This is a genomic window from Neobacillus sp. B24 (genome assembly GCF_055381825.1).
The window spans coordinates 3,373,205-3,398,504 of record NZ_AP035777.1 but is presented as its reverse complement, the minus strand read 5'-3'; the positions used below and the strand labels follow the sequence as shown (position 1 = coordinate 3,398,504).

Here is a 25,300-nt window from a genome sequence, read left to right as displayed (position 1 = left end):
CTTTACGAGTTAAGTATCTTGCTCAATAATTTACTTAAATTTGGATAATCTTTCTGCTTTTTAATTAAGTTGATACCTTTTTCAAGCTCCGATTTTTGACTTGAACCATATCCCATAGCCCCTAAAACATTGAAATGCCTAACGTCAATCCGTAGTAATAGGGCAATTGCTTCAAGGATGCTAATAAATTTTTCTTGGAAGTATTTAAACTCTTCGTTTTTCATAAGTTGTTTATATTCTTTAACAATTTTGTTCAAACTTAATAAATCAGTGAATCTCGCAATTTCCAGTCCTAGGATTAATACGTCGACATCACGATGCTTGGATATAAAAAGATAGAAGTTTTCCATTGCTTCTTTCCATTTGCTTTCACCAATAGGGTGCTCCTGATGATAGGTTACCAAATTATCCTTGATAAAAAATTGAGCCCCCATTTTATATAAACGATAACCCAATTCCCAATCCTCATAGCCAAACTTTACAAACTCCTCATCAAACATCCCTGCTTGTTCAATTAAATCCTTTGTTATTGAAACATTCCCTGTTAAAAAGGCCATCCAAGGAAACTGGAAACCTTTTAATTCTTCATCAAAGTTTTGTGTAATGGTATTAAACCAGGAGTCTGTTTTAACAGCGGAATCTTTATAGGTTTGATTAGTGATATCCGCTTTCGTTAGAAGTAGAGACGGTTTATTTTTTTCTAAAAGGGTAGTAGATTTCTTACTTCCCCTTTTTGCCTGGCTAGTAAGACGATCGTTGCTTGTTTCTGGAAAAGAACAGGAAATGATTCTTTTCATATGCATAACTCCTGTTATGATTGCATTCTGAGAGGTCTGATGATATTGATAATGATTTTCTACAAAATCCGGTTCACAAATCATTTCTGCATCCAAAAAGATGAGGATTCTGCCTCTGGCTGATTTGATGCCTAAATTTCGAACCTTTGCTCTTCCTAAATTTTGCTCACTTCTCATGTATTTAAAATGATAGACAGGCCGGTAGTTTCTTAATTCATTTTGTGTTTCATCTGTTGAGGCGTCATCGATGAAGATAACTTCCATTTTTGAGGGATCGAAGGTTTGATTTTCAAGTGAATAGAGAGAAAATAAATTTAACGGATATCGATTATAGGAAGGCATTATAATACTGACCTCAATGTTTTGTGGCGTAATTAATGAGACGTTGGTATCGTTTTGTCTAGCGGGTAGGGGAGATGATATCTTTTTTGCACCGTAAAAGCTGCGTCTATTGAAATTTTTAATAGGCTCTCCATTAAATCTACGTCTTGTTGACATGGCTTCACCTCTTTCGCGTTTAACTTTCTTAAACTTGTCCAATTCAAGCTCCTAATACAATACGTGAAGAATTCCCATCATGACTAGACTTTTGTAGACTGTTTTTTAAATTTTTTATTGGGTGTTTGTTCTATAAAAGGAAAATATCGGACTATTTTTGTATAATAGAACTAACAAATCACTAGGGAGTATTCGTATGGAAGATTTTTTCGTGAGAAAAGAGCGGGAAATCGGGGTTTCGCTGAATGAGGTTCAGCAACAGGCCGTGCTTCATACCGAAGGGCCGTTGCTGCTGCTGGCTTCTCCGGGTTCAGGGAAAACGACGACCACTATTATGCGAATTGGCTATTTAATAGAGGAGAAGGGCATAAACCCTGCCCGCATCAAAGCGGTGACCTTTAGTGTGGCGGCGGCGGCTGAAATGGAGGAGCGGTTTGCCCGATTTTTTCCTGGCCAAAACAAGCAATCTGTAGATTTTTCTACGATTCATAGCTTAGCAAATAAAATAGCTAGTGAGTATTTGTTGAAAAAAGGGTTTCGCCATGAGGTCATGGAAGAACCGAGAAAGAAATCGATTTTAAGAGAAATTTTTCAAAAAATAAATGAAGAAAAAATTACCGAGGACCAATTGGACGAGCTTTCCACCTACATTACGTTGATAAAAAATAAATTACTTCCTGTAGAAGACTGGAAGAAGGTGAACTGTGACGTCCCTAACGCGAAAAGAATCCTTCAAGAATATGACCAGTATAAGAAAAATGGTAGTGAAAAGCTGCTGGTTGATTTTGATGACATGTTAACGATTGCCAATCATGCGCTGGAGAGGGACCTTGTGCTGTTAAGGAAATATCAGCAGCGATTCGATTACATCCTCACCGATGAAAGCCAGGATACGTCACTGGTACAGCATCTGATTGTGGAAAAATTGGTGAGGCATCATCAAAATTTGTATGTCGTTGGTGACGATGACCAAAGCATCTACAGCTGGCGCGGGGCTGATCCGCAGTATTTGCTGGATTTCAGTAAGGTTTATCCAGATGCCGTTATTTTAAAAATGGAGCAAAACTACCGGTCGTCAAAGGATATTGTCGAGGTGGCAAATCAATTTATCAAGCAAAACAAGAACCGCTATGAGAAAAATATGTTTACAGAAAATCCGCCCCACAAACCAATTGTCATGAAAAATCTTGCTGATTATAAAGATCAGGCCAAATATTTGGTGAAGGAGATAGGACAGCTTGAGGACTTTGACGAGGCAGCGGTATTATTTCGGAACAATTCTTCAGCGATTGTTATCATCGATGAGTTTGACCGTGCCGGTATCCCCTTTTATATCAAAGACCATAACATCCGATTCTTTTCCCATTGGGTAGTAAAGGACATCTTGAACTTCATGCGCTTGTCGTTCAATGACCGAAAGTTGTCCGTTTTTATGGAAATCTATAAAAGGTTGAATCTTTATTTATCGAAGGAACAAGTGGCGGAACTTACTCGAAACTTTGCGAAGAATTCTGTGTTCCAGCAATTGCTGCTGGTATCGAATGTAAAGGATTATCAGGTTGAACGGATCCGGGAGTATCAGCAAATTTTTCAAAATATGAGAGGGAGTTCACCGCTAAATGCAGTCCGGACCATCCGCTATGGATTAGGCTATGAAGACACTCTGATCAAAATGTCCGAGGAATTGGGGTTTAACGAAGATGCTCTGTTGGGCATTCTTTCCACCCTGGAGGTCATCGCCGAGCCGCTGGCTACGATGGAGGAGTTTGCAGAGAGACTAAACCATCTACAAGCTTTGATGAATGCTGCTAAAAACAACAAAAATCAAAATGTGGTCACGCTGTCTACCTTTCACAGCTCCAAGGGAATGGAGTTTAAGAGAGTCTATATGATTGACCTTATTCAGGGGATTATTCCTTCGCATGATGATGTTAATCAATATGATGAGGGAAACCCAGGGCTGTTAGAAGAATCGGTCCGGTTGTTTTATGTGGGAATGACCAGGGCTGAACTTCACTTGGAGCTGTTAACATATCGAGAACGGTTCGGGAGTGCAGTGGAGGTATCGCAATTTGTGGATGCCGTACGAAATATTATTGCTCCTCCTGCTAAAAAGTCGCCACCTGCTAAAAAAGGTGGAGGAAAGAAAGCACGCCCCCACTCCGGGAGCGTAGTGGAAGTTAGGGACACAGAAAAAGGCTGGCAAAAGACTATGAGCAGTTTGGCGATGGAGATTGAACAGTCGTTGCAAAAACAAAGTGAAAAATGGTCTCATAAGGATAGAAAGAGTTAGAGAGAGAGGTGTTGTGCCGTGACCAATCATACATTCGTGTATCCGGTGCTTGAAACGGAGAGACTGCATCTTCGGGTGTTAACGCTGGATGACGCCGCTAAAGTAATGAAGCATTTTGCTGATTCGGAAGTGACAAGATTTATGGATATTGAGCCTTGTAAGGATTTGAGTGAAGCAGAGGAAATTATTCAATATCATATAGATGATGCCGGCTGCAGATGGGGGATTTTTGAAAAAAGTGAAAATCAATTTGCGGGGACCATCGGTTTTCATTACTTGAGAAAAAAGGATGGGGAGTTCATCGCTGAGATTGGATTTGATTTGTCGAGGACATACTGGGGCAAAGGGTACATGACCGAAGCCATTACTGAAGTGATTAGGTTTGGTTTTTCACAAATGGGGTTAACGACCATTGATGCGACGGTCGAACCCGAAAATGAAAAATCATTAAACTTAATGAGCAAGCTAGGTTTTAAGCGGGATAAAGAGTTAAGAGATAACTTGGTATACTTTTATTTAAATTCTGGGGGACATAAATGAAAATAAGGTTGAACGGTGGATTTCACAACGAGGTTTTTTACGATGAGGGATCAAACAAGGTAATTAGAATCTCTGAAACTAAGAAAACAAAAGAGATGGTTGGGCAGGAGCTGCAATGGATGCAGCATTTATATAGTAAGGGAGTGCCTGTACCCAAACCTGCTATGATAATTGAAAGCGAAGGTGGACGGGTAAGAACCTCTTTTGAGTATATTAATGGAAAGGCAATTGATGTGACGAACTCAGCCCATTGGAATGTGGGGATGTTCCAGCAAATGGGAAAAATTGCTGGAAAAATGCATGCCTTATCAAAGGATTTTTATTTGGAGGAGGTTCATCGCCCTCAGTGGACGGAGGAGAATCCTGACGTTTTTCAACTTAGAGGTAAATTAAGTACTTGGCTCTTGGAGAAGTATGACTTGTTGATGGAGCGGCTGTATGCATTTAAAATTACTCCGGATAATTTTGGACTTATTCATAATGACTTTCATCAAGGTAACCTGATCATCCGGGACGAAGCTAGTATAACTGTCATTGACTTTGATGAATGTTCGTATAATTGGTTTGCCCAGGATATAGCGGTTTGTTTCTATCATGCGTATTGGCAGCATGACTCTTTCAATGGTGATGGTGAAGCGTTTTGTAGTACGTTTTTACGTCATTTTTTCGATGGGTATATGGAGGAAAATTTGCTTCATCCTGATACGGTGGAACAAATTCCGATTTTCTTAAAACTGCGGGAGATCTTTTTGTATTCCTTATTCATGCGGAAATGGGATATGAATAGCTTAGAAGATTGGCAGAAGTATACCTTGCGGGACTTGGAAGAGCGGATTAAAAAAGAAACAGTTTATGCTGGTATTGGTGATTTTTCGGAATTTATTTAGTGGCTTCGGACAAAATGAATGAAAATTTGAAGCGAAACTGTCCGTAAGAAAGCAATAATCATGCAACAATAAAAAATTAAACGAAGAGGAACTAGAGAATATCGAGTATTTTGTGAACGGGTACGAATAGTACCAAACACGCACTGTCGATTGATGATAAAAGACGAAAAAACGGGAACTGCAGTTAATTTAAATTCACTCCAAGGTACTGACCAGATTCGGTTGGTGCCTTTTATTTTTGCGATAACCAAGAAAACGCTTCAAAAACGTTAAAAGAATGTTCACAGGTGCTGCGGGAAAAAAGGAGTACAATGAATATGTAAACAAGTTATGTGAAAATATTCACAAAGTAGAGTTTGGACAAGTCATCCAGATACACAAAACAAAAGGTGGTTAAGATGGGGGAACTTTCAATTAGTGCATTACTTATTCGATTTGTTTTAGGGGGATTGGCAGTTGTGGCATCCACGATTGTCGCTAGAAAGTTAGGGGAGAAGGCAGGCGGAATTTTTGCCGCATTTCCTGCAGTTTTTTTGGCAGCGCTATTAACGGCGGGACTAGACCTTAAGGGCGAGGACCTTGTTTCTCAATCCATTACACTCTCAAAAGGGGCAATGGTGGGAATGGGCATCAATATTCTCGTGGCGATTATCGCCGGTTTCCTTTTAAAAAAATATGGTTTGAAAAAGGGACTCATGCAAGTGCTAGGGTGCTGGTTTGTCGTCTCGATGGTCGTTGTTGCGATTACTTCCTACTAAGAAAGGTTGTTCATCATGAATAAAGATTTATTGTTACGTTTTCTACTAGGCGGGGCAGCTGTAATGGCCAGCTATTTAATAATCGTTGTTTCACCTTGGGAAATCCTAGGCGGCATCTTCGCGGCATTTCCGGCCGTGATGATCACCGCAGTGCTAATGACAGGTGTTAAATCGGGTACTAAGAATGCTGCGAAAATTGCCAACGGTTCAGTTTATGGCATGATTGGCGGGATTATTTGTGCCGCGACTGTTTATTTATTCTTAAAATGGAGCCATAACTGGGGCTTAAGTATGTTAGTTGGTTTGCTTTTCTGGCTCGTCAGCTCTGTATTGGTTTCAACTTTGAAGGAGCGTCTTGCTCCTATTAAAATCAAGCCCTTTAGCGGCAAGATGGCATTGGCAGATTCCCGTTTAAGGCAACACAAATAGGTTTATAACGAAGCACCAGGCTCTTCCGCTAATGGGGAAAGGCCTGGTGTTTTATTTATTGAAAATAATCTTATAAAAATACCGCGAAACAAAAGGCATCAATCCATATCGAGGAATAAGTTTAAAAAGTGACTTTACAGCAATTTTTAGAATTCCCGTTTTTGTTAGCACAAAATCAATAAAAATATGGCTAAACAACAGAAGGAATCGATAATACCAGCCTGACTTTGAGGATGTAAGCATTGCAATAAAAGATAAAAATAAGCTGTATAATGGTGCAATATTAAAATGCTCAGTCCAAGAATGATAGCGCCCGCGCCCGAATCGGATGAGACGGAATTTCGCAAAAACAAACATCAGTGTAACCCAAACAACATCAATCGACCAATAATGAGCCATCTTCAGTGCCCAGCTTTTACGAGCATCAAGCGCCTTTTTCAGACTATCGCTAATAAAGAAATAGACATTTAGTAACACAGGAGTATAGATGGATTTCCACCAATAAACTTTATAAATCCCCAAGTACTTAAATAACTGCTCAATATAAAAATACATAAGGCTAATACTGACCTTCCATACCCAGTTCTTTCGAAAGAACGTTAAAAATGTTGCTGTAACGGGAACATAAAATCCTTGGGATAGAACGGCTCCCAAGATGGCATCAAAAAAACGCTTTTTCATGATGCCAGGCTTGTATCGATACCCATGAAACAAATTGAGGGTGAAATACTCAAATAAATAGGCCAAGCCCGTATTGGTTAAAAATAAGATCCAAACATCCTTCTTGTTCCTCCGGCTTAAAGTAATCATGAACATTACAATATGGATGGATGCCAATATTAAGAAGGGTATAGAGTTTTTGCTGTTACGAATTCTCTTCATTTTCATACCAGTCACCGTTCACTTTCTATATAGTGCTAGCCTATGTCAATATGAACAAAGCCATTCATAGAATAGCAATGGTGAAATGTGGACTACCCGTACGCATGGCCAATATGGGATGTTTCCCTACATGAAAGGACATAATGAAGGCAAGGGAAATTTTTCAGCAAGGGGGATTGCACATGGAATGTCCGGAATGTGTTTACACCAATCCGGAAGGGGTAAGGTTCTGTATAAGCTGCGGCACCAAATTTTCCAAGGATGATGGGAATGTAGACCCGAACAGTTTGTTTTATGAATTTGCTACATACGTAGACACGATACCGAAAATGAATCGCTCGGTAGAGCCCAAAATGCAAAATATTTTTTCCAGAGTGTTTCGTGACCATAGTGAACTTGAAGCAGAACGGCTGTTTATTGTGGGCACAGCCATTACCACACCTAAACTGGAAGAAGTAAAGGAAACATGGCCAAAACCTTGGCTGTTTGCAAGAATTTTCATCATTGGATTGATTGCTTTTGCAGGAATGCATGTTGGGGTAAGCGTGTTTCAAAATTTTAACTTTATCCCTGGACTAATTATCATTGGAGCCTTTACAGTCCCGTTTACGACACTCATTTTCTTCTGGGAAATGAATGCGCCGCAAAACATAGCCATTTACCTTGTGCTATATGTGGTGCTAATCGGGGGGATTCTCTCGATGCTGGTGGCTCTGGTATTCTTTAATGTTCTAAAAAATAATATCAATCCGATTACCATTGGCATTATCGAAGAATTTGCTAAGACGGCCATCGTGATATATTTCGTCAGTAACCGAAAGTATAAGTACATTTTAAACGGGCTTTTGGTTGGGGCGGCAGTAGGTGCAGGTTTCGCGGCATTTGAAACGGCCGGGTATGCGTTAAGAGGGCTTCTAACGGGGAGTTTTCCAAACCTTTATTTCACGATTCTCTGGCGCAGCTTCTTAGCCCCCGGCGGGCATGTCGCCTGGGCTGCTTTGACAGGAGCTGCTTTCTGTAAAGCGCAGGGCAATAACAAATTTGAACTATCCATGTTGGTAAAACCGTCATTTCTTCTTACCTTTATTGGTGTGGTGGCCATGCATGCATTATGGGACACCCCGATTGATGGCATGTCGCCATATGGGCAAATTATTTTGATGGTGATTTCGTGGGGGATCGCCTTCTGGTTCATTCGAGCAGGACTGAAAGAAATTATTGAGAAAAAAGACCAATTATCTCTTCGAAATGACGTGTGAAAGGCGCACGTCATTTTTTTGTATGAAAACAGACAAAATCCTTTCATAATTTGCCTATTCAAAAATCCATCTAAAGTGGTATTCTTAATAGTAAATAATCTAGTGTTGGCAGTAGGAACGGTACCCTTATTTGCCTCCCCGAATTGTGAACTTCGCTTTACCACCATTTAAGCAAAAATCATTCAAGACAGCCATTCTTTTTTTATGAAACAGGAAAAACGGAGGTGCAAATCATGCTCATTGAAACCTTGGAACACGCAGAGGTTTGTTCGGTTATATTCATTCGAGACTATATTCAATTCTATTTTGAAGGGGAAGAAAATACCGGAACCTTGACCACGTATTCATTACCAGTCGCCATTGTGGGCGGTACATATTTTGCCATGGGGACTTCTGGATATCGCGATGCCCTATGTTCGTTCATTAACCTTCAAGTAAAACGCTTCGAGATCATCAAAGGCCAGAAAATTACGATAACCTTCGAAAATGAAGACCGGTTAGAGGTTTCCTTGAAAAAGGAAGATAGCAACGGCTTTGAGGCCGCGATGCTGCGGATTGAAAATCAGATTGCCGTTTGGTAAAGGAAAAAAGCAGGGGAATTAATTTTCCTCTGCTTTTCCTATGGTCTTTTTTAGTAATCCATTTGACGTAAATACAAAAGGTATTCATTTTCATTTATTTTCTTCATTTTGTACTTGCGATTTGGAGAATTAAAAAATGGTAAGATGATAAAATTCTCAACCATGTGAAATTCAATCATAACTTTCTTTGTTAAGAGAAAAATAAAAATAGTGTTAAGGAATAACACTAAATTCAAATGTGGAGGGATATACGTTGAATATACTGTTAAGCTTCATCTCAACATTATTATTAATGTTCATTAATGTTCGGCTCTCCCTGCACCATAGGCTTTCATGGTTAAAGTCTTTATTAGGGGTTCCAGCTTAAGATTATATGAAGTGTAGGAATCCATTTCACATTTGATAAAAGGGGGGAGCGCAGCAGAACGCTTCCCTTTTTCAAATATTAATGGTCACGAGCCAATAAGTGTCTGTCCAAAGTTGTAGAAAAGTTCAATTTAAATATTCAGTTCATGGTCCCTCAAATTCGATGATTTTTTTGGAAAATTTATCAATTTCCACTTGCGCAAAACACCAAATTCGAATATCATCTAATTAGATAAATATAAAAGTAGGTGAATTGCAAAATGCAATTAAACAAAATGGTTGAATTTCATAAAGCACTAGGGGACCTCACGCGAATTCGCATTATCGGCTTGCTGAAGCAGGGCCCGCTTCATGGTCAGGCGATTGCCGGGAAATTAGGCCTCAAGCCGCCAACGATTACCCACCATATTGCCAAGCTGAGGGACGTGGGACTAATTAGAGAGCGGCGCGATAAGAACACGATTTATTTTTCGCTCAACACAAAAACATTAGAGATGGGTGCGAAGGCGATTTTAAACATCGGAAGTGGAGGAGGAGACGAGATGGAAATGGCGGTAACAGCAGAAGAACGGGAGTCCATTATTAAAAATTTCTTCACAAAAGAAGGGAAGCTGAAAAACTACCCGGCCCAGAGAAAGAAAAAGCTGGTCGTGCTTGAGCATATGATTAAGGGGCTGCAAGTGGGGATAGTGTATCCGGAAAAAGACATCAATGAACATTTGAAGCAGTACTTTGATGACTATGCGACATTACGGCGTGAGCTGATTATGTGCCAATTTATGTACCGGGAAAATAACCAATATGAATTAAACCCGATTGAGCTTTGGTGGTTGAAATAAATTTTTTTACAATACTAATTAGATGAATGTTAAATTAGACGAATGCGAAAGTAGGTAGAGGGGATGAGCACTTCTTTTATCAAACAAGAAAGAAACTACCGGAAATTATTTCTGGCGGGAGTGGTAAATGGGATTGGGGACCGCTTCAGTTCGGTTGCCGTACTAGCAATGCTATTGGAAATAACAGGGTCAGGGCTGGCGGTGGGGATGACGTTGGCGATTCGGCTGCTGCCGTTTATGATATTCGCACCAATTGGCGGGAGATTGGCAGACCGTTTTTCTAAAAAAACAATTATGGTTGCAACCGATCTCATCCGCATCATTTTTGCCTTAGCCCTTCTCCTGGTTCAAAGTAAAGAGGATATTTGGATTGTCTACGTGACCACCTTTATATTGGCGGCAGGGGAGGCCATCTATGGGCCAGTTAGAAAATCTGCGATTCCTCAGCTGGTAAACAAAGACCATTTATTGAAAGTGAACAGTCTGGAACAAGTATTAATTGGAATCATGTTAATCGTAGGGGCGTTTTCAGGAGGAGTAGTAGCTTTCCTGTTTGGGGCCCAATGGACGTTTTGGGTGAATGCCGCCTCGTTCTTGGGGGCAGCTGCGCTTATTTCAACAATTAGGTTCCCTGTCCAGCAACAATCACCAAAAGAAGAACAAGAGATTCAAAAGGAGAAGCTGCTGCCAACCTTCAAAAAAGTCATCTACATGTCTGTTTCAGTGCAAATTCTTCTTTTATGCTCTATTGTGGCGGCTTCCCTCAATGGAATTGATAATGTCCTGATTAGTGTATATGCAGTGAAGGAGTATAACTTGGGTGATGTCGGCGTCGGGCTGTTCTATGGTGCCCTAGGAATTGGTTTGGCATTAAGCTTTTTAGTAGTCAACCGGCTGCGAAAAAATATTTTAGGAATTGGGCTAATCTGCCTCATGCTCGAAGGTACCTTTCACGTATTCATAAGCCAAACCCATTTTGTTGCCGCCGCGTTTTTCCTATTTTGCGGTGCCGCCCTCATGTCCGGAATTGGCAATGCTTGTTTTGATACAGTGCTTATGAAGGAAATTCCTGAGGAACACCAAGGTACCATGTTTGGATTATTGGAAGCTATCACAAACCCGTTATTGGGTGTATCCATGCTCTTATCGGGAATCGCCTTGGATTATCTCACACCGCGGTCCTTGGGCTTGCTGGGAGGAATTGGCTACATGCTAATCGCCATCATCCTCATTGCCGTCCTTTCCACCAAACGGTTTCGGCAAAGAGTGACAGCTTGAAGCAAAGCAGCAGGGACCGGTTCTTTGCTTTAAAAGAAAAGGAAGCAGAGAACCGGCCTCTGCTTCCAAATTTATTAATGATGCTGCATTTGTACTACTTTCACCTGTTTGCCTTGTTTCATTTTTTGCATTGGCAGCATGGCGATTGCACTTATAATGAACAAACTGGATGCCATCATATACAGCATGCCAAGCGGGAACTGCTCTTTTAGGATCCCCACGAGGCTCATGTTCAGCACCATTCCACCGATAAATAGCGGATTTAAGATTCCGTTGACTCTTCCTACATATGATTCCTCAGCGTTTGTCAAAATTAAGGTATTACAAGCGATATGAATGGGCGGACCCATGACTCCGGAGATGAACTGAGCTATGAGGGCCACTGCTACCAGTTTCACATTACCCATTACGGCAACGGCCAAGGCACTGCCAATAAATCCAACCAGGAGCATCGTTTGCGGTTTCACCTTTTGAGAGAGAGCCATGGCCCCGACACCGCCAAGGATCATCCCTACACCATTTAAAGCGGTAAACCATTGCAGGTCTTGTGCAGATAATCCTAAATTATCGGTGACCAAAAAGATACCTAGTGGATTAATAAGACCAAGACCCATCCCGGCAGCCAAGAAAAATCCACCCATGTAGAGAAAAAGCTTATTAGAAAACACGTAACGCAAGCCCATTTTCATTTCTTGAGACACATTGGATGTTGAAACAGTTTCTACCTTTTGATCAGCAGGCAAGAACGCCAGGACAAGAGCAGATAGAAGGAAACAAGTTCCCATGATGGCGATGGAAACATAAATCCCGAATTGGAAGTAAATCAGTGTTCCGATGATCGGTCCCAATACAGTGAAGAGAGATTGAATCGTCTGGTTCATGGACATCCCCATGCCTATCAACGATTCCGGAACATGAAGCTTAAACAATTTCATCCCGGATGGCTGTGAAAACTGGGACAGCACAGAGGAAACAAGTGTGGCGAAGAAAATGGCTTTCCAGCCGCCAAATGCAAGGGCCAAGAGTACGACAAACACGGAAAGAGCGCTTAACAAGTCACATAAAACCATCGTCCTTTTTGGTCTCCAGCGGTCGGCGAACGTTCCGCCGATGAAGGAAAATAAGAAGATAGGGGCGAATTCCGCCACCGAAATCATCGAGATGGCGAACGGATCTTTATTGGTTTGCGCTATTACAAACATTAAGATGGCAAAGTTTCGAACCCAAATTCCCAGCTGTAAAAACAGCCCTGATAATAAAATGGATTGAACATAACGATTGGAAAACAACGATTTCATAGATGGTTGATTATTCATATAAACAACACCTTTCGAATTTTTTTTGTAATAAATTTGCTTTAAGCGAATCTTTCTAGATGTGGTTTCATCAACTCCCTCACACCGGATTTGTTTGCTATGGACTCATCTTACGCCAAATTGGGGGAGTCAAAACCGCAAACGTTCAGCAATAACACCGCAATAATCCCGGTAATTCATGCAGTATCGAATAGCAGGATCCCGCAAGATTTTTGCGTGGAGGTACACGAATTTAACGGTATAGTTGAATTAGGTTGAAACAGATGAAGAAGCCGAGAACATTCTCCTGCTTCCGAATTTCTAACTAGTCACATTTCGGATCATCATGTAAAATGGAATTAATAGGTAAATTTATCCATAGGCGGTGGGATATTGGAGAAAGCAAGCCAAAATAACTGGGAATTTGAAACTATTTCGAAGCATACATTGGATATCCTTTTGATTGTTGACCAACATCAAATTGTAAGGTTTGCGACACCTTCTTTGGAAGTCATAATGGGATATCATCCAGAAGAATTCGTTGGAAAAAATGCCTTCAATCCCCTTTTTCCAGATGACAGGGAGCGGTTAATAGCTTCGCATAGGGAAGCAGTCCTCACAGGTGTACCCAAAGTGGATGAATATCGGGTGGTACATAAAAATGGGGAATTAAGATATTTTGAATCTCGCGTTATGCCTGTTCAAAACCATCCAGACAAACTTGTGGTAGTGTCAATTAGGGATGTTACCATAAGAAAGAGCATGGAAGCCGAGCTTAAGCGGAGAAAGAACCGTTATCAGGAATTGCAAAATAGCTTAAAAAACTATTCGCAAGACCTGTCCAAAATTATGAAGATGTCAGAACTCGAGACTAGACTGATTACCGAGCTAAACAGTTTAATCCCAGATGCTGAGCCGCAAATCATTGTCTACAATCGGGAATCACAGGTTGTGGAAGGAAAGTCGGATTATTCCAATTTGACGGTCGGAAAAATGCATAACAAAAACGGGCAGATTACTATATTAATAGGCGACCGGAAAGAACTGGCTTATATTCTCAATATGAAGTCTTCACCGTTGAAGGAATCGATGGACTCCATTTGGCTGGAGACAATGGTTTACTACACGATTATGGTTTTTGAAAGTTTAATTGTCATCGAAAGCTTGATGAGCCAGCTGGAAACAGCCCTTCAAAAAACAGAGAAACCACAGTGGATTCTACGGTTAATGTTTAATCTATCGGAAAAGCAGAGAATGGAATTATCCAGTGATTTGCATGATACGGTCCTCCAGGATCAAATGGCGTTATATCGGAATCTCGAAGGTATTTTAAATGAATATCGGTTTGAAAATGAAGTAGACCAGCAGTTAAAGGGGATTGTCCAGGGACTGCTCGACACCATTCATCAAATCAGAATGACCTGTAATGAACTGCGTCCGCCGCTATTAAGGGAAGCGGGGCTCATCAGTGCATTGGAAAATCTGTTTGATTATACCCAGCTCTCTTCCACTTTCAAAATCAAATTCACCAGTGACAATATTGAAGCACTTTTATTAAGTGAAGAGGAAACGATCGGCATTTATCGTGTTGTCCAGGAGCTACTTAACAATGCTGTGAAACACTCTCAGGCTGCCAATCTTCATTTACATATGAGAAAAGAGGAGGAACATGTTCATCTCCACTATAGAGATGACGGCAAGGGGTTTGCAGCCGAGAAGCTGACACCTTCCTTTTCAAGTATGGGGCTTTCCGGTATGCGGGAGCGAATCCGAAGCCTGAACGGACAAATTGAATTCCAGTCAGAGCCGGGCAAGGGGCTGTCCGTTACGATGTTAATCCCACTTGGTCCAAAGGCCCAACCTTTTTGAAAAATGTTAAATGGGTGTCAAATTGAAACCAATTTGACACTCATTTTTTATTGAATTGAATAATGTGTTAATTTAAAAAAGCTTGTAGAAAAAGTATAGACTTCCTCTACAAGCTTTTTTCCTATTTTACATGCTGCATTAGTGTTTCGGGATCAAAGCCAAGAACCCAATGGCCATTTACCTTTGTCTGTGGTACACCCATCTGGCCAGTTTCCTGGACTAATTTCTGGGCTGCCTTTTGATCTAACTGCACATTTACTTCTTTGTAGGTTAATCCTTGAGACTCAAGGAATTGTTTCATCATTGTGCAGTACGGTCAAGTATTAGTAGTGTAGACAGTAATATCGTTCATTTTCCATACCTCCTTATTTTTATACCCTTAAGGGTATAATTTGTTGGTGAAGTTGTCAATTAATAAAACTTGTGATTTACAAAAATTACTTACAACCTTGTTATTCCCTATTGATGATAAGAATATTTAGTTGCTTACTCCATTCTGGAACATAGGTTTTCGCCGAAAAAAACCTTGCAGGGGAACAACAAATTCCTGTGGAGGTATTCAAGAACATTGCGGTTTGGAGGTTTAGCACTTTTTATACAATAAAAATGTAAATAATTTGAAAAACCAAGGAGCGATGAGAAATGGTAGAGGTAACGTTAGCTGTTAAAGGAATGTCTTGCCTGCATTGTGTGATGGCAATCAAAGGTAGTGTTGGAAAGCTTGCTGGAGTAAAGAAGGTAAAAGTGGATTTAAAGGAAGCAAATGTAAAAGTCACCTTTAACCCGGATCAAGTGCCGCTGACGCTGATAAAAGACCGGATTGAAAGGAAAGGATATATTGTTGCAATTTAGGCCCGGTGCCTTTCTGATAAATGCATATAGAAAGGAACAATACTATGAGCATAAAAGATACAAACTCGCAAACTACGGAACAAGTGGATTTCTTGATTACCGGTATGACGTGTGCGGCCTGCTCGGCAAGAATTGAAAAAGGCCTTAATAAGGTGGATGGGGTAGCCATGGCGGTTGTGAATCTCGCGTTGGAAACAGCCACAGTGGAGTATCATCCTTCCATGGTGCAAGTGCAGGATCTGATTCAAAAGGTTGAACACCTGGGCTATGGGGCAGAGCAAAAAGAAGCAGCAGGCCAAGAAAACGAGGATCCCCGCGAATTGGAGCTGCAGGTGCAAAAGGGGAGATTTCTGTTTGCGATGCTGCTGTCTTTCCCGATGGCACTCGTGATGTTGGCGGACATGGCCAAGGTACCCGACACCTTGGGAATCCAAGCCTTCTTTATGAATCCCTGGGTAGGGTTAGCCTTGGCTTCACCTGTTCAATTATTCATCGGGCTGCAGTTTTATAGGGGTGCCTTCAAAGCAATAAGAAGCGGCAGCGCGAATATGGATGTCCTTGTGGCGCTCGGGACATCCGCCGCCTTTTTTTATAGTCTGTACGTTTTATATAACTCTTACGGAACAAGCGCGATGATGCTAGAGGTCTATTTCGAAACTAGTGCCATTTTAATAACGCTGATTCTATTAGGAAAGATTTTTGAAGCAAGCGCAAAAGGACGGACCTCGGAAGCCATCAAAAAATTGATGAGCCTTCAATCGAAGCTGGCTGTTGTCGAACGGAATGGTCAGGAACTGGAGATTCCCCTTGAAGAAGTCGTCGTTGGAGATATCCTGTTAATCAAACCCGGTGAAAAAGTGCCGGTGGATGGTGAAATTATCGAAGGAAGAACATCATTGGATGAATCGATGTTGACCGGCGAAAGTGTTCCGGTTGATAAATCAATTGGTGACATGGTCATTGGTGCCACCATCAATAAAAATGGTTTTATCAAGGTCGTGGCCACCAAAGTGGGCAAAGACACGGCATTAGCGCAAATCATCAAAATTGTCGAAGCGGCCCAGGGCTCAAAGGCGCCAATCCAAAGATTGGCGGACAAAATTTCCGGGATTTTCGTACCAATTGTAGTAGGAATTGCACTGTTAACATTTCTTGTTTGGTATTTCTGGGTTACTCCAGGGGACTTCTCCGGTTCACTGGAAAAATTAATAGCCGTCCTCGTCATTGCCTGCCCGTGTTCATTGGGACTGGCGACACCCACTTCGATTATGGCAGGGTCAGGACGTGCCGCCGAATTCGGGATCCTATTTAAAGGCGGCGAACATTTGGAAAGAACTAGCGGTCTAACCACAATTGTATTGGATAAAACTGGAACGATTACAAATGGCAAGCCTGTATTGACCGATATCCTCGCAAATGGAAACTTTACTGAAGCGGAATTTTTAGCGTTGGTTGGCGCGGCAGAGAAACAATCAGAACATCCATTGGCCCAAGCCATTGTGCAGGGGATTCAGGAAAAAGCGATTTCTATAAAAGAGTGCACCGATTTTGAAGCGATACCAGGGTATGGTGTTAAGGCAACTGTTGAAGGAAGAGAAGTATTAGTTGGTACTCGCAGGTTTCTTGGGCAATACGGCGTACCCTTTGAGAAGGCTGAAACCCAAATGGAGAACTTGGAACGTAACGGAAAGACAGCGATGTTGGTCGCGATCGATGGAGCTTATGCTGGGATTGTTGCGGTTGCAGATACGATTAAAGCCTCATCCAAAGTAGCGGTCCAACGCTTGAAAGAGATGGGTATGGAAGTGATCATGATAACCGGGGACAATCAACAAGTTGCCCTGGCAATTGCTCAACAGGCGGGGATCGACCAGGTTCTGGCGGAAGTGCTGCCTGAAGGGAAAGCGGACCAAGTCAAAAAGCTTCAGGAGCAGGGGAAGATTGTCGCCATGGTCGGAGACGGCATTAATGATGCGCCTGCGTTGGCGGTTTCCGATATTGGTATGGCGATTGGCACGGGAACAGATGTTGCGATGGAAGCAGCCGATATTACTTTAATGCGCGGGGATTTGAACAGCATTGCTGATGCCATTGGGATGAGCAAAAAGACGATGCAAAACATTAAGCAAAATTTGTTTTGGGCATTTGCCTACAATACCCTGGGGATTCCTGTGGCAGCATTGGGCTTTCTTGCCCCGTGGCTGGCGGGTGCCGCCATGGCCTTCAGTTCTGTCTCGGTTGTGTTAAATGCACTCAGACTGCAACATATACAGGTTAATGCCTCGGATGCTGGTGTCGAGCCAAACCCAAAAAGATGGCTGCTGCCGGCCTTGTTGTCACTAGTGGTCCTGGGTAGTGTCAAAAGTTCTATGAAAACTCCTTAAGGGGTTAGGCTCCTTTCCACATATTGGGTGCGTCGGCCCCGCAACCGCTCTTGACAAACACGCCAATGGTTTGAGATTCCTTTATCAAGGGCGACGGGGACAAAAAGAAGGCATGCCAAATAGCCCTTGGTATTTCCATTTTAAACCATTGGCAAGTTCGGTTTGTCAAGAGTTCGCTTCGCCGGTTGCTAGTGGGTTCAAGGGCTCTGCTAAACAAAAAGTTAGACTGTTTGTTCAATGATCCAATCTTGAGCTAAACCTATTAATTTAGTCCAGCGTGCAGGCATATTCGGTCGCAGTAAGAGCTCTGGATTAACCACTGGCACATTACCTTCTAACGCTGAGTGAGACCGTAAAAAGTTAAAGTAAGCCACAAAAAGCGTCACAAACGAAACAGACCCATGTTCGGACCCAAACCCGTGTGTTGAGCGATAATTGCCCTTAAATGTGCGATTGAGTCTTTCAATCACTTGTTTGAGAGGCCTATACTCCTTTGATACAGGATCTTCATTGGTAAGCCCAATGACCTGAGTAATGTCAAAGTGAATATCATGCTGGGCGTAAAAGTGTTGGGCTAAGAGATATATCGGATTGCCGCCCACCACAAATGTAAGATCTTCCGGAATCTCTTTAAATTTCATTAGGACATCATCAATGGCACGGATTGCTGTCGCTGTATCTCGATTTGCTGACACTGGATAAGACAGAATGATCTTTTTTACCGCATCAAAGAAGAAGAACAAGTAATGCCAACGACCTTGAACCCTAATATAGGTTTCGTCCCCACAGAACTGATCAGAAAGCTCGTAGGGATAGTGGTCTACGTAAGGTTTAAGGATTAATGCAACTGCGTTCTCGTAATTTAAAATGCTTTGATGCGATATAGAAACACCATGGATATCTTTCATGAGTGCAGCTGTCTTCCGGGCCGAAAGGCCATAGTTAACGTGATAGGTTAAAATAAGCCCCAATGTATGTGGCGACACATAAAGCCTGGCCAAGTCAACCTTTGGTTTCTTAGGAGAAGCCTTTGACAATGGCTGAAAATCAATGTGGAACTGCCGGAAGATATATCTTAATTTAAAGGCTTGTGGATCCTTTTTAAACTGTTTCTTCTCTTTCGCAGACATGCCATTCAGTTTCTGCTGGTAGTAGGAACAGTCATTATTTTTACACTTGTACACGTCAAAGTCTTTTCGCTCTTTGACTTTCTCAAGGGTCCTAGAACAATGAGGACACTTCAAAATAGCCTCCTTCGAATATCGATTTTTATCATTGAAAAGACAGGCACACACCTTACATTGAAACTGTCCTTTGCCTCCATTATTGGCATAAAGATAATCCGCTGGAGCACCACACTGCGGACATTTCATTGACTTGGGCACACATGCCTTTGTATTCGAACGCCTTTGAACAGGTTTTAGTTGTTTACCGTTCTTCTCCAGGTATTCGGTTAGGAGGCTTCGGTAATCAAGTTTCTGAATGGTTTCGATGATCGGAAGATCATCCACCTGGAGTTTACGATAAGGTTTATTTACAGGTTTTTCCTCAGGCTTTTCAAACATCCCCTTCCCAATAAGAAGGGTAAGTAATGTTCGAATTATTTGTTCTTGGTACTTAATAAAAGTTAATAAATAGGTTATAATTTGAGGGTACAAATTGTCACTTCCTATCTAGGTTGTTGAGAGTGTGGTAACCTCAATTATCCTTAGATTTAAGGGGGTGGCAATTTTTTTGCTTATAAAGCCCTCTATAATAGGATTCTATAGCCTATTTCTTATAAAAGTTTTTACAATACGTGGTCCTGTTGGGGGGTTATTTTATCTATAACAATTTAGTGCAGGATGCAAACGTGCAAAAGTTAGTAGATGTGTTTTTGAAATAAATAGGAGGGGGCTTGTTTATTTGTGAGGTGCTAAATCGTAAATTACGCAGCGACTTCACAGTATATTTCACAGGCGAAAAGGGCTAGAGTTCTCTAAGCCCTTTTTAAATTTCCTTTTTTACCAAATTCCCCCTAAGTTATTAAAATTCATCAGACGTTAAAGCGAGGTGTTTGATAAATAGGCGGAAAAATTTCCTTTAATTATGAAATAGCACTGAAAATAGCCAAAATAGACGGAAAGATTCCGCCTATTGACTTGAAAAACACGAAAATGAGTGATTTTTCTTTACTTAAGCGGAAAACCTCCGCTTAAAATCCCCGAACCGAGCTCTATTCTCTAGGCTAACCGGAAAATCTCCGTTTATTGAAGCAGCGATAATTTGGCGGAGGTCACCAAAATCTTTGCGGAGTGGTGCGGTTGATTTGCGGTTTGTGGTGAGCATTTCCGCCGTAAGATAGGAACATAGAAATGAACCAAGGAGTGAGAAGAATGTGGAAATGGGCAGTGGCAGGAATGCTGTACGTGACCGTCGTGATCGTCGGTTTTCAGGCATATGACAAATGGTTTGCTGATGAAAAGGAAACGGCACAGGCAAATATGCAGGATATGGGAAAAGCCACAAAGAATAAGGAAAACAAGGATACGATGGATACCATGGAAGATATGGGGACAGAGCCTAGTGAGGAAGCCGCAGAAACGGGCGGTCACGGGGAAGAAGAAAGTCATGGTCATGGTGGAGATTCCTCTCATGGTGATGGCAGCCAGGTCAATACCTTTGTTTATAATGATGGAAGCCATATCAAGATCTTTTTAAAAGATAAGGCTGGGAATCCGGTTGACCAATTAGAAGTCAACCATGAAAAAATACTTCATCTGATCATGGTCGATGAACAACTGCAGAAGTATTACCATGTGCATCCGGAACGAACAGGGGAAGGCGAGTTCACCATCGGAAATCCGCTGCCTCCAGGTTATTATAAGGCCTTTATTGACATTAAGCCGACAAACTATGCTTACGAGGTAGAGCCGGTTCCATTTGTGGTTGGCACTCCGAAACAGGAAGGACATGGCCATGCATTGATGCCTGACACAGCTTTTACAAAATCAGTGGATGGGGAAGAGGTAACAATGAACGTCAGTTCTTTTAAAGCCGGCGAACCGGTGAAACTGACCTTTGACCTTGATAGAACCAACTTGACCCCTTATTTGGGTGCGATGGGCCATGTGGTGATATTAGACGAATATGGAAAGAAGTTTCTTCATGTACACCCTTCTAACGATACTGACACGATTTTTGAAACAACGTTTAATAAGCCAGGTATTTATAAAATTTGGGCGGAGTTCCAGCAAAATGGCAAGGTCAGAGCCTTCCCGTTTGTCATTGAAATTACAGAATAAGTAGTCCAGCAGGTAATGGGGGAGGGCAGGAGCTGCTCTCCTTTTTCTATTTTTGAAAAAGAAAAGGGGAGCATCACAAAAAAGTCGCCACTCACGCAAGATTTTTGCGGTTTGTGCAGGATCCAATTCCGTTAAACTATTAGTAGAAAGTAAGAAATACAGGTGGTGTTTTTTATGAACGGCAGTCAGCAATTCTTTCAATACATTGCAGATCACACCAGCGATGTGCTCATGATTGTGGATCGGAACCGGCACGTTGTCTATGTAACCCCAAATATTTATGAATTCAGTGGATATAGTCCTGAAGAATTTCAAAATAGAGATACATTTTTCATGATTCATCCCGAGGATCGGGAATATTTGGAGCAGCGGCATGTAAATCTGCTGGAATCAAAGCAAAGTAATACTTCGGAATATCGGGTTGTCAAGAAGAACGGAGAAATCCGGTACTGTGAATGTAAAACCACGCCGCTCCCAGATACGGAGAATTACCTTCAGGTCGTGACAACAAGGGATATTACCGAACGAAAGCTGATGGAAATGGATCTGGCCTATCACAAGAATCGCCATGAAACACTGCAAAACAGTTTGAAGAATTTTTCGCACGATCTTTCTTATGTGATGAAACCTCCCGATCTTGAAGCAAGGCTGCTAAGGGAAGTGGAAACGATTTTACCAAACTCCAATCCTATCGTATTGAAAGCATATCCCGAAAATATGGTTTTACCAACAGGAAAAATAGAGAGGGCTGGCGAAAAAGTATTTATCAAAATCGGTGAACATAAGCAAGCCCCGTTCCTTCTGTCCATTCGAGCCGAGGCTTTACGTGAAACAATGGAATCAATTTGGCTGGAAACATTGGCTTTTTATGCGATGATGGTGTTGGAGAATTTAAATATGATTGAAGATTTGATCCAACAGCTGGAGACGGCAACCCAGCAAAAGGAAACACCGCCATGGGTCCTCCGGATGATGTTTAATCTCCAGGAACAGCAGCGGTTAACGTTATCTAGTGACCTGCATGATACTGTTTTGCAGGATCAAATCGAATTATACAGAAGATTGGAATCCCTATTAAATCGGGTGGAATTTGAAAAAGAAGCAAAGTCTAGGCTGACCGGCATTGAGCAGGGGATGCTCGATATTATTCATGACATCCGAGCGACGTGCAATAAGCTTCGTCCACCGTTGTTAAGAGATTTGGGGCTGGAACGGTCATTGGAAAATTTATTCGAGCATATCCAGATTTCCTCCACCTATAAAATACTGTTTACCTCTGAAGATCTAACGGAATTAAATTTAACCGACGAACAAACAATCGGCATCTATCGAATTGTCCAGGGACTGATTCAACATGCCGAGGAAGTCCCCGGAGCAAATCAACTAAGTTTTGAGTTTTATGTTGAAAATGATTCTTTGATGATGACCTATCGTGATGACATAACAAATTTGGATAAGAACAGCTCTGAATATTTAAAACTGACAACCATCCAACAAAGAGCACAAAGCCTTGGAGGGAATGTAGAGCTTCGCGTAGTGCCCGGCGGCGGGTTAGAAGCACACTTGGAAATTCCCATTACATTGGAAAGGAGTTTAGTATAATGGTAAATATCTTAATTGTTGATGACCACTTGTCGATTATTGAAGGAACGAAAATGCTGCTGGAGCAAGAACCTGATTTTAACATAATGGTGGAGAGCAGCTCACTGAATGCGATGAACGTGATTAAATTGAATCATTATGATGTACTGTTGTTCGATTTGTATATGCCTCACTTAAATGGATTGGAATTGGCAAAGCAAGCATTGGCCTATAATCCGGATTTAATTATTTTGATTTATACCGGTTTTGATATCAAGCCTCATTTTAATTTACTCGTGGAAGCAGGAGTGGCGGGATTTTTGTCAAAAACGTCCTCCAGGGATGATTTGGTTACCGGGATCCGCTGTGCGTTGAAGCGTCAGGTCGTCCTTCCACTTTCGCTTGTAAGGGAGCTGCGCAGGCCGGGAATTATCGCCGATAACTCTTCTGCAAGTGAGAAAGTCATTTTGACATCAACGGAGGAACAAATCCTTTCAGAACTATCAAAAGGGAAAAGTACGCGGGAAATTGCCAGCGCCTTGGCGATGAGTCAGCGTTCATTGGAATATAACTTAACTACGCTATACCAAAAGTTTGGCGTCCGGACTCGTGTCGATACGATTGCGAAAGCGAAAAAGCTGGGATTGATCCCGGAAGAAGAATTGAAGTAAATAAGATAGGAAGAATGCAAGCTGCCAAGGAAGAATCCCCGGCAGTTTTTTTATGTCCTTCTCCCGCAAAAACCCGCAACTTGCACCCCAAAATCCTGCGGTTTTCCTTCAAAAGCATGCGGTTTGGAGAGCGGCTGAACTGCGTAAAATGAGACTATAGAAACCAACACAAAACACAAAGGAAAAGTAACAAGGGGTGCCAGAGGGACGGTTCTAATGGTTCCCGGCCCGGCGCTTCGGCGCCAGGAGAACCGTCCCCCTGGTCCCTTGGTTACCAAAACTCAAAGGAGATGGATGAAATGACTCTTAATATTTTTTCTTTATCAATTATCATTAAAAAGAGAGCTGTAAATTTGGAGAAGGAGATTCACAGGGAAAAGGTTGAAAAGCTCTACCAACATTATAAAGATCAGGCACATTCGATGGGGCACTGGCTATAATTCGGAAAAAGGCGAGCAGCTTGGAAACTGCTCGCCACCTCATTAATTGAATCCTGCTTAGAGGGTACCCCAAACGCTCTTGGCAATACCGACGATGTGTTTAATCTTATTCCACTGTTCTTCTTCTGTTAAGATGTTTCCTTCTTCTGTACTGGCAAATCCACACTGAGGGCTTAAGGCCAGGTTTTCCAAAGGAATATATTGACTTGCTTCTTCAATTCTTGCTTTAATACTTTCTGGGCTTTCAAGTTCTGGAAATTTTGAAGTAACTAACCCCAGGACAACGGTTAAATCTCTCCGTTTAAAGCTTTTCAACGGTTCAAAATCACCGGAGCGCTGGTCATCATATTCCAAGAACAGCCCGTCGACATTTAACTGTGCAAAGATTGCATCGGAAATTTCATCGTATCCGCCGCTTGTAATATACGTGGAGAGGAAGTTGCCGCGGCAAATATGCATGGTAACCAGCAAATCATCCGGTTTGTCGGCAATCACTTCATTCACACAATTAACGCGTGTTTTGATAATTTCTTGTACGTCTTTACCTTCTTTTTCCACAACTGCTTGGATGCGTTCATCGGAGACAAAATCAATCCAGGACGTATCATCCAATTGCAAGTAAGTGCAGCCGGCGTCATAGAATGCCTGGACGGCTTTTCTGTAGGCAGCGACAGTATCCTGATAAAACTGCTCTTTGTTGTCGTGATAATATTCATCGCCTTGAATCCGGGTGAATAGCATATTCGGGCTTGGAATCGAAAACTTCGCTACTTGACTGCCGTCCCCATGCTTTTCAACTGCTTGCTTTAAAAATCGGAAGTGCTCCAGCATATAGTGATCATTAAAATCAATTTTGCCTACCACTTTAATAGCACTATTCCTAGTGTTCGCACCCTTGAAGGCACTGATATATTCATTTTCAAAGAATTCGACACCCTCTAAACCGGCAAGGAAGTCCAAATGCCACCAGGACCGTCTGAATTCACCGTCTGTGATGGATTTCAAGCCTGCTTGTATTTGCTTCTGTACAAGACTGTCAATCTCTTGATCTTCCACGATCTTTAGGGCTTGCGCGTCAATTTCGCCATTGGCAAAAGCCTTTCTTGCCGCCTTAACAGGTTCAGAACGGAGAAAGCTTCCTACATGATCTGCTTTAAATGGTGCTTTAACAATTGTTTTAGTCATAGGTGTATTCCTTCCTTCATAAAAAATAAAAACCCTCTTCTAAAAATAAGAAGAGGGAATCATTACAATAATGGGCTCTTCCTATCTTCAAGCATCCGCTTCTGGAATTGGCACAGTACTACAAAAGTCTGCTGCCGAGGCTTCAACGGGCCAGTCCCTCCACCTCTCTCGATAAGAATATTCAAAACTATTTAATTAAACAATACATTACAACTGTTCTGCCAATCTGTCAAGCAGGGACCAGGGGGACGGTTCTTATAGGGGACAATCGGAAGTTTTGCGCGTAAAAAGGCACAGCTAGTGAACTGAACTAGCTGTGCCTTAGTGCTTTC

At 41.8% G+C, this 25,300-nt stretch carries 22 protein-coding genes and 1 riboswitch; of the genes, 16 read left to right on the top strand and 6 right to left on the bottom strand.

Annotated elements, in window-relative coordinates:
* Window positions 1–2: 2 nt before the first annotated feature.
* Window positions 3–1,337, bottom strand: coding sequence for a glycosyltransferase family 2 protein (locus tag ACZ43M_RS16655; RefSeq protein ID WP_464503664.1), 1,335 nt, complete (start codon window positions 1,335–1,337; stop codon window positions 3–5).
* A gap of 154 nt (window positions 1,338–1,491) precedes the next feature.
* On the opposite strand from ACZ43M_RS16655, the gene ACZ43M_RS16650 reads away from it, so the two are divergent.
* The 5 genes from ACZ43M_RS16650 to ACZ43M_RS16630 all read left to right on the top strand — a co-directional run bounded on the left by ACZ43M_RS16650 (window position 1,492) and on the right by ACZ43M_RS16630 (window position 6,202).
* Window positions 1,492–3,588 (top strand): ATP-dependent helicase, encoded by a 2,097-nt coding sequence (locus ACZ43M_RS16650; RefSeq protein ID WP_464503663.1) that lies wholly within the window; start codon window positions 1,492–1,494, stop codon window positions 3,586–3,588.
* An 18-nt stretch (window positions 3,589–3,606) separates the two neighbouring features.
* Entirely contained in the window at window positions 3,607–4,128 is a 522-nt protein-coding gene (locus ACZ43M_RS16645; RefSeq protein ID WP_464503662.1) for a GNAT family N-acetyltransferase, read from the top strand.
* The gene (locus tag ACZ43M_RS16640) at window positions 4,125–5,015 is read left to right on the top strand and encodes a phosphotransferase enzyme family protein (RefSeq protein ID WP_464503661.1); all 891 of its coding nucleotides are present in this window, start codon (window positions 4,125–4,127) and stop codon (window positions 5,013–5,015) included. The genes ACZ43M_RS16645 and ACZ43M_RS16640 overlap by 4 nt, the downstream gene beginning before the upstream one ends.
* Window positions 5,016–5,413: 398 nt before the next feature.
* Window positions 5,414–5,773, top strand: a complete 360-nt coding sequence (locus ACZ43M_RS16635) for a DUF3147 family protein (RefSeq protein ID WP_464503660.1) — start codon at window positions 5,414–5,416, stop codon at window positions 5,771–5,773.
* 15 nt (window positions 5,774–5,788) lie between these two features.
* Window positions 5,789–6,202 carry a DUF3147 family protein gene (locus ACZ43M_RS16630; RefSeq protein ID WP_464503659.1) on the top strand — a complete coding sequence of 138 codons (414 nt, stop codon included), beginning with the start codon at window positions 5,789–5,791 and terminating at the stop codon, window positions 6,200–6,202.
* A gap of 51 nt (window positions 6,203–6,253) precedes the next feature.
* Here the strand turns inward: ACZ43M_RS16630 and ACZ43M_RS16625 are convergent, their stop codons facing one another.
* Entirely contained in the window at window positions 6,254–7,084 is an 831-nt protein-coding gene (locus ACZ43M_RS16625; RefSeq protein ID WP_464503658.1) for a hypothetical protein, read from the bottom strand.
* A 182-nt stretch (window positions 7,085–7,266) separates the two neighbouring features.
* Between ACZ43M_RS16625 and ACZ43M_RS16620 the strand changes: the two genes are divergently transcribed.
* The 4 genes from ACZ43M_RS16620 (at window position 7,267) to ACZ43M_RS16605 (ending at window position 11,407) form a co-directional block, all read left to right on the top strand.
* Window positions 7,267–8,343, top strand: a complete 1,077-nt coding sequence (locus ACZ43M_RS16620) for a PrsW family intramembrane metalloprotease (RefSeq protein ID WP_464503657.1) — start codon at window positions 7,267–7,269, stop codon at window positions 8,341–8,343.
* 233 nt (window positions 8,344–8,576) lie between these two features.
* On the top strand, window positions 8,577–8,924 hold the full coding sequence (locus tag ACZ43M_RS16615) for a hypothetical protein (protein ID WP_464503656.1): 348 nt from the start codon (window positions 8,577–8,579) through the stop codon (window positions 8,922–8,924).
* 626 nt (window positions 8,925–9,550) lie between these two features.
* Complete coding sequence (locus ACZ43M_RS16610) at window positions 9,551–10,129, top strand: DUF2087 domain-containing protein (protein ID WP_464503655.1); 579 nt, start codon at window positions 9,551–9,553, stop codon at window positions 10,127–10,129.
* Between the two features lie 63 nt (window positions 10,130–10,192).
* Window positions 10,193–11,407, top strand: coding sequence for an MFS transporter (locus tag ACZ43M_RS16605; protein WP_464503654.1), 1,215 nt, complete (start codon window positions 10,193–10,195; stop codon window positions 11,405–11,407).
* A 74-nt stretch (window positions 11,408–11,481) separates the two neighbouring features.
* Here ACZ43M_RS16605 and ACZ43M_RS16600 read toward each other — a convergent pair whose 3' ends face one another.
* A complete protein-coding gene (locus tag ACZ43M_RS16600) occupies window positions 11,482–12,723 on the bottom strand; it encodes an MFS transporter (protein WP_464503653.1) in 1,242 nt (413 codons plus the stop codon).
* A gap of 372 nt (window positions 12,724–13,095) precedes the next feature.
* Here ACZ43M_RS16600 and ACZ43M_RS16595 point away from each other — a divergent pair, with 372 nt between their 5' ends.
* The gene (locus tag ACZ43M_RS16595; protein ID WP_464503652.1) at window positions 13,096–14,571 is read left to right on the top strand and encodes a PAS domain-containing sensor histidine kinase; all 1,476 of its coding nucleotides are present in this window, start codon (window positions 13,096–13,098) and stop codon (window positions 14,569–14,571) included.
* A gap of 121 nt (window positions 14,572–14,692) precedes the next feature.
* Here the strand turns inward: ACZ43M_RS16595 and ACZ43M_RS16590 are convergent, their stop codons facing one another.
* Window positions 14,693–14,923 (bottom strand): glutaredoxin family protein, encoded by a 231-nt coding sequence (locus tag ACZ43M_RS16590; RefSeq protein WP_464503651.1) that lies wholly within the window; start codon window positions 14,921–14,923, stop codon window positions 14,693–14,695.
* Between the two features lie 290 nt (window positions 14,924–15,213).
* Here ACZ43M_RS16590 and ACZ43M_RS16585 point away from each other — a divergent pair, with 290 nt between their 5' ends.
* Window positions 15,214–15,423 carry a copper ion binding protein gene (locus ACZ43M_RS16585; protein ID WP_464503650.1) on the top strand — a complete coding sequence of 70 codons (210 nt, stop codon included), beginning with the start codon at window positions 15,214–15,216 and terminating at the stop codon, window positions 15,421–15,423.
* Window positions 15,424–15,467: 44 nt separating this feature from the next.
* Window positions 15,468–17,807: a heavy metal translocating P-type ATPase gene (locus ACZ43M_RS16580; protein ID WP_464503649.1), complete on the top strand. Its 2,340-nt coding sequence runs from the start codon at window positions 15,468–15,470 to the stop codon at window positions 17,805–17,807.
* A 221-nt stretch (window positions 17,808–18,028) separates the two neighbouring features.
* Here the strand turns inward: ACZ43M_RS16580 and ACZ43M_RS16575 are convergent, their stop codons facing one another.
* Window positions 18,029–19,465 (bottom strand): IS6 family transposase, encoded by a 1,437-nt coding sequence (locus ACZ43M_RS16575; protein WP_464503648.1) that lies wholly within the window; start codon window positions 19,463–19,465, stop codon window positions 18,029–18,031.
* Window positions 19,466–20,182: 717 nt separating this feature from the next.
* On the opposite strand from ACZ43M_RS16575, the gene ACZ43M_RS16570 reads away from it, so the two are divergent.
* The 4 genes from ACZ43M_RS16570 to ACZ43M_RS16555 all read left to right on the top strand — a co-directional run bounded on the left by ACZ43M_RS16570 (window position 20,183) and on the right by ACZ43M_RS16555 (window position 23,783).
* Complete coding sequence (locus ACZ43M_RS16570) at window positions 20,183–21,091, top strand: hypothetical protein (protein ID WP_464503647.1); 909 nt, start codon at window positions 20,183–20,185, stop codon at window positions 21,089–21,091.
* Between the two features lie 174 nt (window positions 21,092–21,265).
* Entirely contained in the window at window positions 21,266–22,693 is a 1,428-nt protein-coding gene (locus tag ACZ43M_RS16565) for a PAS domain-containing sensor histidine kinase (RefSeq protein ID WP_464503646.1), read from the top strand.
* Window positions 22,693–23,343, top strand: a complete 651-nt coding sequence (locus tag ACZ43M_RS16560; protein ID WP_464503645.1) for a response regulator transcription factor — start codon at window positions 22,693–22,695, stop codon at window positions 23,341–23,343. The genes ACZ43M_RS16565 and ACZ43M_RS16560 overlap by 1 nt, the downstream gene beginning before the upstream one ends.
* A 299-nt stretch (window positions 23,344–23,642) precedes the next feature.
* Complete coding sequence (locus tag ACZ43M_RS16555) at window positions 23,643–23,783, top strand: YrzI family small protein (protein ID WP_464503644.1); 141 nt, start codon at window positions 23,643–23,645, stop codon at window positions 23,781–23,783.
* Between the two features lie 57 nt (window positions 23,784–23,840).
* On the opposite strand, the gene ACZ43M_RS16550 is transcribed toward ACZ43M_RS16555, so the two are convergent.
* A complete protein-coding gene (locus ACZ43M_RS16550) occupies window positions 23,841–24,968 on the bottom strand; it encodes a 5-methyltetrahydropteroyltriglutamate--homocysteine S-methyltransferase (protein ID WP_464503643.1) in 1,128 nt (375 codons plus the stop codon).
* A 78-nt stretch (window positions 24,969–25,046) separates the two neighbouring features.
* Window positions 25,047–25,146: riboswitch (SAM riboswitch) on the bottom strand.
* Window positions 25,147–25,300 lie beyond the last annotated feature (154 nt).